The organism is Lysinibacillus sp. FW301-JW8, assembly GCF_058788755.1.
The window spans coordinates 1-13,839 of sequence record NZ_JBYTBB010000102.1 but is presented as its reverse complement, the minus strand read 5'-3'; the positions used below and the strand labels follow the sequence as shown (position 1 = coordinate 13,839).

Genomic DNA, 13,839 nt, shown 5'->3' with positions numbered 1-13,839 from the left:
AAACACGCTCCTTTAGGTTAGTAATTATAGTGTACTAGCCCTTATAGAATCTGTCTAACCTAGTGTAGCCTATCCAAAGATAATTATTTTGTTCATGTGGGTGAATAATAAGGCTACCTATCTTGTGTCTTCTATAGATAAATTCTTTCTTAATATGCGCTGGTGCATCATTCACAATATTTTTTAAATCCATATTTTCACCTTCTTTTCGCTTTTGGTCATTTGACCTTTTTTCATTATAGATTGAATTATATAATCAGGGCAAATAAGAATTGGAGGTCTTGTTATGAGGAAATTAATTATTGACACAGATACTGGCAGTGATGATGCTGTAGCGTTAATTATGGCATTAAAATCAACTAGTCTTAAAGTAGAAGCGATCACAACTGTTTGTGGTAATGTCCCAGTTGAATTGGCAACAAAAAATGCACTAATGACTATCGAAGTTGCTAATGGTCAAAAGCCACCTCTTTATGTTGGAGCAGGCAAACCACTTATGCGTGATTTAGTTACAGCTGTTAATGTTCATGGTGATGACGGAATGGGAGATTGTCATTTAATAAATCCTACTCTTTTGCCAGAAACCAAGCATGCCGTAGATGCTATCCTTGAAATTATTGAAAATAACCCTGGAGAAATCGAAATTGTAACCATTGGTCCTGTTACAAATATTGCCCTTGCTATTTTAAAAGCACCGGAGACAATGAAAAAGGTAAAGCATATTTACACAATGGGCACTTCTGGCTTTGGCCCTGGAAATACTACGCCTGTTGCTGAATTTAATGTGTATGTAGATGCAGAGGCATATAGTATTATGCTCAACTCAGGTATACCTACTACTATCATTGGATTTGATGTATGTTTAGGCGAAGCAGCTTTGAATAAGGACGATATGGATGTATTACTATCAAGTGGTAAAGAAGAAGCTGTGTTCTCTGTTAAATGTAACCGTTCCTTGCTTGAATATAATATACAAAGAAGTAATGAACATATTGTTGATTTACCAGATGCCGTGGCAATGGGTGTTGTGTTATGGGATGAAATCGTTCTTGAAGAAAAGTTATGTTACTGCTATGTGTGTACTACAGAAGCTGCTGCCTATGGTCAAGTGATAATAAATGACGGTAGTAAACTTGCCATTTCTGATGGATTTGCAGGGCACATTCCTAATGCAACAGTTTGTAAGACCATTGACAATCAATTATTCAAGAAACGTCTATTAGCATTATTGGTAAGTTAACATTATGGGGTGTTTAGATGAAATTTTTAAACTTCGGATCATTAAATATTGATAAAGTTTATACAGTTCCTCACTTTGTTAAAGAAGGAGAAACAATATCTTCAGACAGCTATGACGAATATCCAGGTGGAAAAGGATTAAACCAATCCATAGCCCTTGCAAAATCTGGTGCTCAAGTGTTTCATGCAGGTAAAATTGGCAAAGATGGTCTGTTTCTAAAACAACAATTAGCATTAGAAGGAATTAGTGTTGAGGGAATAGATGAGGACGGTTTGATAACAGGGCATGCCATTATTCAAGTGACTCCTACAGGTGAAAATTGTATTTTTCTCTATGGTGGAGCGAATAAAGAAATAACTGTCGAACAAATTGATAAAGTACTTGAGGACTTCAATTCGGATGATTTCCTAGTTCTACAAAACGAAATAAACTGTCTAGATTACCTAATCAATGCTGCTTATAAAAAGGGTTTAACCATTGCGTTAAATCCTTCTCCAATAAGTGATTCTATTAAGAATTTAGATTTTTCAAAAATTGATTTTCTGATACTGAATGAGATCGAAGGACGAGAAATTAGTGGAGAAAAATCACCTAACAGAATACTCGATCACTTACTATCAAACTATAGTAATTTAAAGGTTGTGTTGACTTTAGGTACAAATGGCGTCATATATAGAGACAATATACAAGTACACAAGCAAGAAGCCTATAAAGTCAAAGTGAAAGACACAACGGCAGCAGGTGATACTTTCTTGGGTTATTTTCTTAGCATGATTTCCCAGAATCCTGATATTAAATTTGCACTTATCGTTGCCTCAAAAGCTGCTTCACTTGCAGTATCTAGAAAAGGCTCTTCTTCTTCAATCCCGATTTTGGCAGAGGTACTCGGTAAATAAGTTAGATATACATGATAGATAGCAAAGCTGCCGATTATTGAAAGTTATGACATCGCTTTTCCTGCATGGTTATGATTCGATTCTTATCTACAATTAAAAAGTTGGTAAGCTTGTTACTGTAATAAATTGGTGATAATATAATTGATATCTGTAAAGAGTACAATGAAGGAGTAACAAAGGAAGCTGTTTTGGTAAAAGCACTTGATAAAGATGAAACCATTATACAGTATAATCAAGGGAAAAATCCTCCTGACTTCGACTATGAATTTAATCTTACAATATTTTGAACAAGAAGCTTTCTTAATAAATTTAAGAGCAGAATTGGATAGAGAGACAAGGTACAAGTTAGATCAATAAAGAACTCATCGGTCGAATTGAAAAGTATCTTAAAGCTCAAGGGATAAATAGTCCGGTTTGCACAATAAGGCGAATAATATAATCAACGATTGAAATCGAAATAATAACTCTTTATTATAACTGTATACTATACTGAAGGTGTTTGTTGAACTTATGTTTGTTACTGGGTGTAAACTTTCTTAATGATTCTATGCATTAAGAAAGTACCATTTATAGAGTAAGAAGAATTTTAACCTAATTACTTTTATTAAAAGAACAGGAGATTATAAATGGAAATCTTAATTAGACAGGAACGCCCAGAAAAATATTAAATGACTTTAATGAAACATTGATTAATTGGAGGGCAAAAATGCGACACTTTAAAAGCCGTTACTTGTTTATAATTTTTGCTTTGTTGTTAACAGGGTGTGTAAGTGTAGAAAAAGAAAAACCTCTAGAAAAGGAAAAATCGCAATTAGCAACGGAAATAACCATTGAGCCATATAACATAAGCGAGAAAGAAAACCTTCTTATTAGCAAGACCGGTGTGGGACAAATTGAATTTTTCGAGCTGAATGGCACTCCGAAAAAAGATGATAAATTGCAATTTTCAGTGGAGGTATTTAAAAACGGTAAGTTTAAAGAGGAATTGCTAAAGACTTGGGATGGGTCTGAAACAAAATATCAAGACAGCTTCATTTCTTTTGGAATGAGTGATGTTGAAAATGAAGGTCATTTTTTAAAGCTAATCATTGGTACACCAACTGGGAATTCTACAACGGTTTATTCAAATAATATGACAACTTCTTCTTTCAGTAAGCTAGTCAACGAAAAAGTTATTTTAGAAAAAAATAAACCTGTTTATTTAGCAGCATGGCTAGGCACTACTAAAAACGAACTTAGTTCTGTTGGAGGCAAAAATGGGGAACTACCCTTGGGTATTGAAGAAGCTGAACTCACATTTTTATACAAAGTTTTATGGACCGATAAATAAAAGCTATAATTTCTGGCTTATTCAACAATCGGGGGCTATGGAGGAAGCATCATAAAATGATCAAACTTTAACAATCTATAGCTTTATTAAAAAAATTGATAATAAAGTTTTTTAAAATCAACACACCTTTATTAAATTCTAGAGGTGTGTTGATTTTTTTGTGAAGAAAATTATAATCAATAAGCCTGTATGATTATCTAAATTTGGTAGAAATAAATATTTTTATTAAAAATGAACCTAATATGAATTGATAATCGTCTAATAGCAGAATTTGAAGTAGGTTGAAGGGGAGGGTAGTAGATTGGACAGAGAAGAAAAAGATTTCATATTAGAAAAGATAATGATTGAATATGGTAATGAGTTGGTACGATTGGCATTTTCTTATGTGAAAGATACAGAGATTGCTAAGGATATGGTTCAAAATACGTTTATCAAATGTTACAAAAATCTTGATTCGTTTCGATTTGACGCACAAATAAAAACATGGCTATATCGTATAACAATTAACGAATCTAAAGATTATTTAAAAAGTTGGAATTACAAAATGGTGCAGGTTAAAAGTTTTATAAATGAAACAGCAAAGTCAATATTACCATCAACAGAAAAAACAGTTATCGATAAATACAATAATGAAGAAATAAAAGATACTATCTTTTCTCTTCCAAAAGTGTATCGGGAGGTGGTTTATCTATACTACTATGACTCATTAAACACAGAGGAAATTGCCATAGTTTTGGATATTTCAGTTAATACAGTGAAAACTAGATTAAGAAGAGCAAAACAAAGATTAGAGTCGATGATAAAGGAGGCAGAACTTAATGGAAGATAAACGATTAAGAGATAAATTAAATAAAATGTCTGAACAAGAACTAAAATTTACGAAAGAAGACCGTACTGAAGTATTTGAACGAATTCATAAACTGGAGAAGAATAATAATACGCAAAAGAAATCTCTTGTTTCTTCTTCAAAAAAATTCGCTCCACTGACAGTTTCCTTATTAGTAGTAGGCTTGTGTATATTTTTGTTTATGCCATCGATTCTTACTGGAAGCTTTAATGAAAAATCTAACACAAATGTTGCAAGTGAACCAGAAGTTAAGAAAGCTGAATTTTTAACCACTTTAATTACGGTGAAGTCGAAAGAGATGGATAATCGAATATATCTTAATCTTTTACTTACTTATAATAAAGATAAAAAGATGATGAAAGTTGTATCGCTCCCTATGGATACGTATGTACAGGTAGCGGATAACAATGATGGGACCCCTTTGTACGATAAATTGTTATTTGCTTATAGTTTTGGCGGTACTAAAAATGTAAGAACAGCTGTCTCAAAACTATTAGATTTACCAATTGATTATTATGCAGTGATCGATTTAGAAACTATTTCAACGCTAATTGATTCCGTGAATGGGATAGATTACGACTTGCCAGAAGATATTCGAGTAAGAGCGATATCACAAGTGGCATTTGACTTCGAAAAAGGATCTCATCGTTTCAATGGAGAAGAAATTGTGTCATTAATGATGGCTGCTACAGTTGGAGAGGGAATCAGCTTAGATGAAGAAGATCTATTAAATCTAATGAATGCGATTTTGAATAAAACAGAAAACGAGATTCCACCAACACAATTAAAAGAGCTGTTTACTCAAATAGAAGCCAATATCTCGCTTGATTCATTGGTAGAGAATCAAATAAAAATTAATTCTATAAAATCAGTTTCTTTAAGTGATGGAATGATATCAGACGCAATCATAATAAATAGTACTGAAGGTAAACACATATATAGGTTTGAGCAAGATTTTTTAAATTCTGTTTCAGAAGAGTTAACGACATTTGACTAAATAAAGATTGTTTTATTGAAATACTTGTGGATGTAATTTTATACTTAAGTGAAGAAAAGGTGCGTTAATGAAGTGTAGATTAACGCTTTTTTTTAAAACATTGGTTATACCAAACTTGATTGTGGTAAAAACGACAACAAGCTATATCTATTTATTGCTGCATTCAAATAGAATTGAACAGCTTGTAGTTTTTCTTCTGCAGTATAATTTAGACAAAAAACTAACCTACAATTGTTAGAGGGCACTGAAAAAGTCGATTTGCCACAAAAATTGTGATGCAAATCGACTTTTTTAAGTTTTCAAATCTAACAAAAGACAAATTTCTAATATAAAAAAGTGAATTTTTTTAGTTTTTCAGTGCCCTTCAATTGTTAGATGGTGTGTTTAACAATTGTAGGTGTAGTTCAAGACTGGTGGTTCTGATTTTTTATTTAGAAGAAAGTTGTGTTAAATATGACAAATGTAGATTTGAAATAAAGACGTACCGTTTAGAAAAAAATATACTGTTTTAGATAAAGTTGCACCGTTTTACCCCTTTATATATGATTATCTAAAGGGGTGCTTTTATGTCGAAAAGAACAAGAACATTTGAGGATACAAGGACGAAATTGATGCTGGATTTGCAAAGAATTGAGAAGGATGAGTATCAGTTAGGCGAAGGTGAGCAGCATCAAGATTTCTTACCATTGTTACTTCAATATATTGGCGATCCTCAGCCAGAATTACGGGATAACCTGATTTATCCGATGTTTTATATGTGGATTAAGGAAGAGAATAGGTTTAGTAGAGAGGAGTTGCGTAGTCTCTTAACTGTTCTGACTGATGAGAACCATTTGTTCTATAATATTGGCAGCGAGGATGATCAGTCAGTTTTTACAAGGACGTTTTCTGCCTTGCCTATCGCTTTGATTATACAACGCCACAGACAGAATCCATTTTTAAATCAAGAAGAAATTGAGCAATTAATGCAAGCAATGCTCCGTTATTACAAAGAGGAGAAGGATCTGCGGGGTTACCTTTCAGTAGGAGGCTGGGCTCACAGCGCGTCTCACGGTGCAGATGTTTTTGTTGAATTGGTGCAGTGCGAGGAGAGCAGCGTTGCAATGCTGCGTGAGGTTCTTGTTGCTATTTCTGGCATGCTACATAATGGAAGACATATTTTTAGTGATGAGGATGATGAGCGGTTGGTCAACATCGTGGATACGATGATTGACAAAGAGTTACTTCCACATCAAGAAATCGCTGATTGGATTTGCTGCTTAGCGCAATGCTGCAATTTACCGAGAAGTCGCAGTCAGGTGATTGCTCGTGTGAACAGCAAGAATTTTTTACGCAGTCTCTATTTCAGAAGGGGGCAAGATAGCCGAGGGAATGAGCTTAATATTGCCATACTTGGCACTGAGGCAAAATTAAACAGGTTTTCTATCAGTTAAAGGATCAAGGGGGTTGTCCCAATCCATGGAATTGGCTGAGGGATTCATTGGTATATTTATCCATTAAAGAGCGCTTTGATAGAGGAAATATTATAGAAATGATCAAACTTTATTATAAAAGAATGATTCAATAAAATGTATAAGGAGCATGTTTTGATTAATCTTTTTTTAAAACACGCTCTTTCTTTTTGCTTGTTTATCAACGCTATTAGGTATTAATTTGAACAATCTTTATTATAAAGCTACAACAAAAGAAAGAGTAGCTGAACAGAAGGGGAAAACAAATATTTAAAAAAGGCAGTTGAAAGTTCGATTAAATTGAACTTTCAACTGCCTTTTTATTTTATAATATTGATATTAAAAGTATATGAAGGCGTCCCTATTTGCTCCACAACATGTTTTAGCAATGAAGCCTATGAAAACAGTTCAGATAAAAAGATAACAATAGCAGGTTGAGTCCTATTCGTGGCTTCATCTGCTTTTCTTAATTCTAATTTCTTCTGATATTGTTATTGACTAAGCAAAGCTATACAATTTACAAGCTTATTAATTAATAACCTATCTACTAAAGTAATTTAACGGGTATTAATATAGGTGAGACATGTACCAATGTTTATTTTAATCCAAAAATAATAGTCTGTACGGATTCAATGAGATACATGGTATTATTTCTGTTGAAAGAAATAATAAAGCTTCAGAGGTGTTAAGTATGAATTATCAAATAGTTAAACTATATGACTTGGTCCTACTAAAACAGAAAACCAGTACAATAAAATACAAAGTGTGCATAGAAAAGGTTGGTGAAAATAAATGAAACATATATTTTTAGTTGAGGACGATCAGGAAATTGCGAAAAACCTCTCTCTCCTACTTCGCTCTGAAGGATTTAACATCACTCACGCTGCTACACAAAAAGAAGCAATTTCAATGCTTATGGAGCATAAATTTGACTTGGCATTGCTTGATATTTCCCTACCTGATGGGAACGGCTTTGCAGTTTGCACAGAAATCAAGCAAACCCAGAATATCCCGGTAATCTTTCTAACAGCTTCTGGCGATGAAGCTAGTGTCGTTACGGGGCTGAACATAGGGGCAGATGACTATGTTACTAAACCTTTTCGCCCACGTGAATTGATTGCTCGAATTGGAACAGCTTTACGAAAAAACAGACATTCTCCAGTTGCCTTTGAAATGGAGGACCTTCATGTTGACCCAACGAGTGGCGTTGTCAAAAATGACGGTCAAGAGGTTTTTCTTTCTGCTCTTGAATACCGATTATTATTAGTGTTTATTAATAACCCTAAAAGCATTATCACCCGAGACAGGCTATTGGACGAATTATGGGACGCATCGGGCGAGTTTGTAACCAACAATACCCTAACCGTCTATATTAAACGCTTAAGAGAAAAAATTGAGACAGATCCTGGCAACCCGCGATACATTTTAACTGTTCGTGGTACAGGATACCGACTAGGTGGCGGCCATGTTTCGGAATAGAGAGATTCGGCAATTTACACTTTTATTTTGCGGCATCACAATCGTTACCACCATTTTAGGATTTATCATCGAGCCAGCAGCAGGTCTATTAATACTTTCTACTTGTGCTGCGTTTGGCATTGCATTTTTCCTATTTACAAAAGCACGTTATAAAAGCATTACACAAATTTCAGAGCAAATAAATTTAGTGCTTCATAATACGGATCACCTGTTTATTAGTAATTCAGATGAAGGCGAACTTTCTATTTTACAAAATGAAATCACTAAAATGACGCTACGCATTCGAGAACAAAATGAAGCACTGAAAAAAGAGAAAATATATTTAGCCGATTCGCTAGCCGATATTGCACACCAACTCCGTACACCGCTTACTTCTGCGAATTTGATTTTATCTTTACTGAAGAACAGCCCAGATGAAAATGAGCGTAAAACTTTGCTATGGGATATACAAAAATTATTTGTACAAATGGATTGGCTAATAACCTCTCTGCTGAAATTATCACGTTTAGATGCAGGCATTGTAAATTTCAAAATGGAACCTTTAGATGTGGCAACCTTAATAAAGGATTCGCTTCATCCATTTCATATTTCGATGGATCTACATAATATTACGCAACAAGTTAACATATCGGATGGACTAATCATTCATGGAGATTTCGGCTGGCTTTCAGAGGCCATTCAAAACATTATTAAAAATTGTATAGAGAGTACAGGCGATAACGGGACGATTAAAATTGTTTGTGAGGAAAACATACTGTTTACTGAAATCACCTTGCATGACAGTGGACCAGGTTTTAAAAAAGAAGATTTACCCTACTTATTTGAAAGATTTTACCGCGGAAAAAATACGAGCACTGCAGGATATGGCATTGGCCTAGCGCTTTGCAAGACGATTATTACGCGCCAAGGAGGGACTATCACTGCCAAAAATCATCCGCAAGGTGGCGCCATATTTTCTATTCGTTTCTCAAAGTGACGAATCTCTCACTTTAAAGTCACAAAGATGTAAGTTAAAAGTTCTATTATAGGGTACATCACAAAAGGAGGCTCACATAATGGAGTTTTTAAAAATTGAAAACCTATGCAAAGTATATGGGCAAGGTGAAAACCAAGTTACAGCATTGGACAATGTTTCACTTACGATAGAAAAAGGGGAATTTACTGCCATCATCGGTTCATCTGGCTCAGGTAAATCCACATTACTTCATGCAATTGCTGGCGTAGATGTACCGACAAGCGGAAAAATCTACTTGAACGGACAAGATGTATATGCTCAAAATAATGAAAAACTCGCGATTTTTCGTCGTCGAGAAGTTGGCCTGATTTACCAATTTCACAACCTTATTCCTACGCTGAATGTCGTAGAAAATATCACGTTACCGATTTTAATGGATAGACGCAACGTGAATGAAGAACGATTAACGGATTTATTGAACTTACTTGGACTCAAAGACCGAAAAACACATTTACCGAATCAACTGTCAGGTGGTCAGCAACAACGTGTTGCGATTGGACGTGCACTCATGAACGCTCCAGCCGTTATGCTAGCTGACGAACCTACGGGTAGTTTAGACAGCAAAAATGGACATGAAATTATGCGTTTGTTAAAATCCAGCCACGAAAAATATCAGCAAACCCTGATTGTTGTCACGCATGATGAAAATATCGCCCTACAAGCGGACCGGATTATTTCCATGTCTGATGGCAAAGTCATTCGAGATGAGAGACGGGTGGCACGATAATGAATATTTTCAATAAAGTCGCCCTACAAAGTTTACTAAAAAACCGCACGCGAACGATTGTGACCATTATTGGCGTTATTCTATCTGCTGCCATGATTACAGGCGTTGCTACCTTTGCTACCTCCCTTCAAAACTATATGATCAATGGCTCAATTATGAAGTATGGCGATTGGCACGTTGGATTTTCCGAGGTCGACGCTACATTTATAGAACAACAAAATGAAGATGATCGAATAGCAAACACGATCACCTTTGAAAACATTGGCTATGCCAAACTTGAGGGTGGTAAAAACGACAACAAGCCGTATCTATTTATTGCTGGCTTCGACCAAGACACCTATGACCATTTACCAATCACACTCACTTCTGGTCGATTACCTAAAAATGACACAGAAATTCTCATTCCTTCGCACCTTAAGGAAAATGGAGAGGTGACGATTTCTGTTGGTGACACCCTTTCACTGAATGTTGGGAGACGTATGAGCAAGGTGAAACAGCTCACACAATATGACCCTTACATTTCTGAAAATGCAACCAATCCAGAAACATTTATAGCTGAGCGTAAGAAACTCTATACAGTAGTTGGGACATTCAAACGACCTGGATTCGAAGAAGTAAAGGCACCTGGTTATACGTTAATTACAACAACCAACGCTATGAAAAAAGCAAATAGCTTTAGTACCTTTATTAAAATGAAGAGTCCTCGTAAAGTTCATGATTATGCAGATGATTTAGCGACTGAGCATCAATTTGTTATGAATGACAACGTGTTGCGATTCATGGGCCTTTCAAATGATAAAACATTTAATAGTCTGCTCTATTCAGTTGGTGGCATTTTAGTTGCTTTAATTATGCTAGGTTCAGTTTTCCTTATTTACAATGCGTTCACGATTTCGCTAAATGAACGTATGCGGCAATATGGGATTCTGCTGTCAGTAGGTGCAACGGCAAAACAGTTGCGAAATTCCGTATTATTTGAAGGACTTTGTATTGGTGCGGTCGGTATACCAATCGGTGTGCTAGTCGGCATTCCAAGTATCAAGGGGGTCCTTTCCCTTGTGTCGAAGAATTTCGAAAATGTTGCCTATGACAATGTACCTTTAACTTTGACAGTATCGATTCCTATGATAATTGCCGCAGTCGTAATTAGTTTGGTGACCATTTTAATTTCAGCTTATATCCCAGCGCGCAAAGCTGCCAACACCCCTGTCATGGCTTGTATTCGTCAAACAAATGAAATTAAAGTAGAATCAAAAGCAATCAATACTTCTAAATGGATGGAGCGCCTTTATGGCTTAGAACGTACACTTGCACTTAAAAACTTTAAGCGAAACAAAAGACGTTATCGCAGTATCGTCTTATCACTTACATTAAGTGTTGTCATGTTTGTATCAGCTAGCGCTTTCAAAACAACGCTACAACAGGCTGCAGAGTCATCCGTTGTAAATACGGATTACGATATTATGTTCTTTAGTGAGAACATGAAAGAAAACGAATCATTCCAGCTATTTGACAAACTACAAAACGTAGATGGCGTTTATGAAGGTTCTTATCAATCCATGATGGAATATTCAAGTAAAATTAACTTGAATAATTTCTCTGCAGACTACCGAGAAGCAGCAGGTTATGTCGAGCCTGATGAGATGATTGATTTACCGATGGACATTCAGTTTTTAGAGGATAGCATTTACCTAGATTTTATTAAAAGCCTAGGCTTAGATGTAGCTGAATATACAGGGAAAAATGCGAAAGTCATTGCCGTTGCTAAAGCGAAAAATCAAACAGCCATTGCATCTGAAAAAGATGACATGATAGATATGTTTACAGAACAGTCGATGAATTTAGTTATTACACCAAACACAAATAATGGCGTAATCCTAAACGAAGGGCGAAATGTAGCGATTACATTTGTCGATACGTACCCTGTCGATCCATTACCAAAGCTACCGTCTGAAGTAAGACCATACACGTTTATGATTGTTGCACCATACCAACTAATCGATACGTGGGCACTTGCTGATGTTCCGATGGACTGGGGCTTAACGTTCCTGTCAAAGGATGTCTCGCAGTCAGTTGATGAAATGAAAAAAGTAATCGAATCGGAAGAAATCTCTTACGAATATTCGATATACAATGCAAATGAAATATTTGACCAAAACCGCAACATCATCTTCATTATTGATTTGTTCACCATTGTTTTCGTCATTATGATTTCACTCATTGCGATAGCCAATGTGTTCAACACAATTTCTACGAATATTCGATTGCGTCGACGAGAGCTTGCGATGCTTCGCTCAATTGGCATGTCCGATCGTGATTTTAATAAAATGATGCGCTTTGAATGTGCCCTTTACGGGTTCCAAACATTACTATTTGGACTCCCTATCTCAGGTATTTTTGCTTGGCTAATATATAAAGGTACGTTCATGGGCGGAGCTGAAGTCGAATTTAAATTCCCTTGGAGCAGTATTGGTATTAGCGTACTTGGGGTGTTTCTTGTGATATTTATTACAACAATGTACGCACTTAGCATGATTAAAAAAGAAAATATCGTCGATGCACTTCGTGATGAGATGAATTAATTTTAAGTTGTAGCGTTATCCTATATACCTAAACGGCGGTTTTGAGTAATTTCAGAACCGCCGTTTTTTATTTTAGGAATACAACCCTGTGACAATTCTCATAAGCCTCACATAACGAGTGACAGTTTATCCGACAAGCAAATACAATCTATTATTAAAAAATGGTTCCATAATAGAAGTTTGGAAATACATAAAAGCCACGAATGTTGTTAAATCAACGTTTCCGGCTTTTCTTATGAACATTATTTATACGTCTTTTTATACAGGTGGCATAAACCGTTGATATAGCATTATTTTTATTGGTTTGGTTTGTTTTTTACTTTGCATAGAATCGTGTATATTTCTTAGCGGTGTAAATCTTCATTTTTTCTGGCGTTCCCTCTATTTGAACAAGAATTAAACAACTTTTTTATTGCTTTACCAGTACTAATGAGTCATGAATATTATTTTTGTACAACTTTATTTTTTTGTTATAAAATTTAAGGTGCTGTGAAATTAAGGTTTTAATATTATTTTTATATAATTTTGTTTTCCGCTTTCAACGAAGATAAAGGACATAGTATATTGCTTAGAATGTGATTCCTTTAATCCAGCAAGTCAGATCATTACATCGATTTTGCCCCTAATTATAATGGTCCCCCGTTAAATCAAAGACATCCAAACTACTCATGCCATTCCAGCCAATATACACGATTCGTTGGCTCATCTAGTAGTAATATTAAATAATTTGTGCCATTACCTTCTCGGTCATCTATGTAGTAGGAATTACCGATTTTTATGGGTACTGGGTAACGTTCAAACTTCACTAAATGATCATCACGACCTTCATGTAATGACAATGCATCTTCAATAAACTGTGCAACCTTTTGCTCTACTTCTTGGATATTCGATTTATCCACAACAGTCCAGTAATCTTTTTTACGCATGCGATCCATTTGCATCTCTTCATAGTTTAATATGCGATAAACCTCGCCTTTTCCCTGAAAGCTAAATTCACTTTCAATGATTGCTTCAGCAATTTCAGGCTCTGTTAATTCGACGCCCCAATTTTTCTTTAATACAAAACGTAAATTATGATCTTTCACTTGCAGCATATTTCAACTAACAACCCCTATTAATACAACTGCAAAGGCAAATACTAGCTTACGCATCTGCAACACAGCTCCCTTTTTTACTATCTTTCATCGGTAAATACTCGGTAAGCCCGAAATACAAAAATAAGCGCACCTTATCGGTACGCATGACGAATGGCCAGCTATCTGAGTTTTTTTCAGA

Annotated in this window: 12 protein-coding genes; 11 read left to right on the top strand and 1 reads right to left on the bottom strand. The window is 35.3% G+C overall.

The annotated features are described in order from the left end of the window. The first annotated feature begins 286 nt into the window (after window positions 1–286). The 11 genes from AC3WOM_RS25325 to AC3WOM_RS25275 all read left to right on the top strand — a co-directional run bounded on the left by AC3WOM_RS25325 (window position 287) and on the right by AC3WOM_RS25275 (window position 12,564). Entirely contained in the window at window positions 287–1,240 is a 954-nt protein-coding gene (locus tag AC3WOM_RS25325; protein ID WP_492448846.1) for a nucleoside hydrolase, read from the top strand. A 17-nt stretch (window positions 1,241–1,257) separates the two neighbouring features. Next, window positions 1,258–2,136 carry a ribokinase gene (locus tag AC3WOM_RS25320; protein ID WP_492448845.1) on the top strand — a complete coding sequence of 293 codons (879 nt, stop codon included), beginning with the start codon at window positions 1,258–1,260 and terminating at the stop codon, window positions 2,134–2,136. 125 nt (window positions 2,137–2,261) lie between these two features. Continuing rightward, complete coding sequence (locus tag AC3WOM_RS25315) at window positions 2,262–2,423, top strand: HD domain-containing protein (protein WP_427549012.1); 162 nt, start codon at window positions 2,262–2,264, stop codon at window positions 2,421–2,423. A 419-nt stretch (window positions 2,424–2,842) separates the two neighbouring features. Next, the gene (locus AC3WOM_RS25310; protein WP_427549008.1) at window positions 2,843–3,466 is read left to right on the top strand and encodes a YgaN family protein; all 624 of its coding nucleotides are present in this window, start codon (window positions 2,843–2,845) and stop codon (window positions 3,464–3,466) included. A gap of 301 nt (window positions 3,467–3,767) precedes the next feature. Further along, on the top strand, window positions 3,768–4,295 hold the full coding sequence (locus AC3WOM_RS25305) for a sigma-70 family RNA polymerase sigma factor (protein ID WP_427549006.1): 528 nt from the start codon (window positions 3,768–3,770) through the stop codon (window positions 4,293–4,295). After that, window positions 4,285–5,310, top strand: a complete 1,026-nt coding sequence (locus tag AC3WOM_RS25300; RefSeq protein ID WP_427549005.1) for an LCP family protein — start codon at window positions 4,285–4,287, stop codon at window positions 5,308–5,310. The genes AC3WOM_RS25305 and AC3WOM_RS25300 overlap by 11 nt, the downstream gene beginning before the upstream one ends. A gap of 611 nt (window positions 5,311–5,921) precedes the next feature. Further along, window positions 5,922–6,743 carry a DUF2785 domain-containing protein gene (locus AC3WOM_RS25295; RefSeq protein ID WP_492448847.1) on the top strand — a complete coding sequence of 274 codons (822 nt, stop codon included), beginning with the start codon at window positions 5,922–5,924 and terminating at the stop codon, window positions 6,741–6,743. A gap of 810 nt (window positions 6,744–7,553) precedes the next feature. Further along, complete coding sequence (locus AC3WOM_RS25290; RefSeq protein WP_492448844.1) at window positions 7,554–8,240, top strand: response regulator transcription factor; 687 nt, start codon at window positions 7,554–7,556, stop codon at window positions 8,238–8,240. Beyond that, complete coding sequence (locus AC3WOM_RS25285; protein WP_492448843.1) at window positions 8,227–9,216, top strand: sensor histidine kinase; 990 nt, start codon at window positions 8,227–8,229, stop codon at window positions 9,214–9,216. The genes AC3WOM_RS25290 and AC3WOM_RS25285 overlap by 14 nt, the downstream gene beginning before the upstream one ends. A gap of 79 nt (window positions 9,217–9,295) precedes the next feature. After that, window positions 9,296–9,982, top strand: coding sequence for an ABC transporter ATP-binding protein (locus AC3WOM_RS25280; protein ID WP_492448842.1), 687 nt, complete (start codon window positions 9,296–9,298; stop codon window positions 9,980–9,982). Then, the gene (locus AC3WOM_RS25275; protein ID WP_492448841.1) at window positions 9,982–12,564 is read left to right on the top strand and encodes an FtsX-like permease family protein; all 2,583 of its coding nucleotides are present in this window, start codon (window positions 9,982–9,984) and stop codon (window positions 12,562–12,564) included. Before AC3WOM_RS25280 ends, AC3WOM_RS25275 begins: the two co-directional genes overlap by 1 nt. A 662-nt stretch (window positions 12,565–13,226) precedes the next feature. On the opposite strand, the gene AC3WOM_RS25270 is transcribed toward AC3WOM_RS25275, so the two are convergent. Beyond that, window positions 13,227–13,658: a hypothetical protein gene (locus tag AC3WOM_RS25270; RefSeq protein WP_492448840.1), complete on the bottom strand. Its 432-nt coding sequence runs from the start codon at window positions 13,656–13,658 to the stop codon at window positions 13,227–13,229. Between the last annotated feature and the right edge of the window lie 181 nt (window positions 13,659–13,839).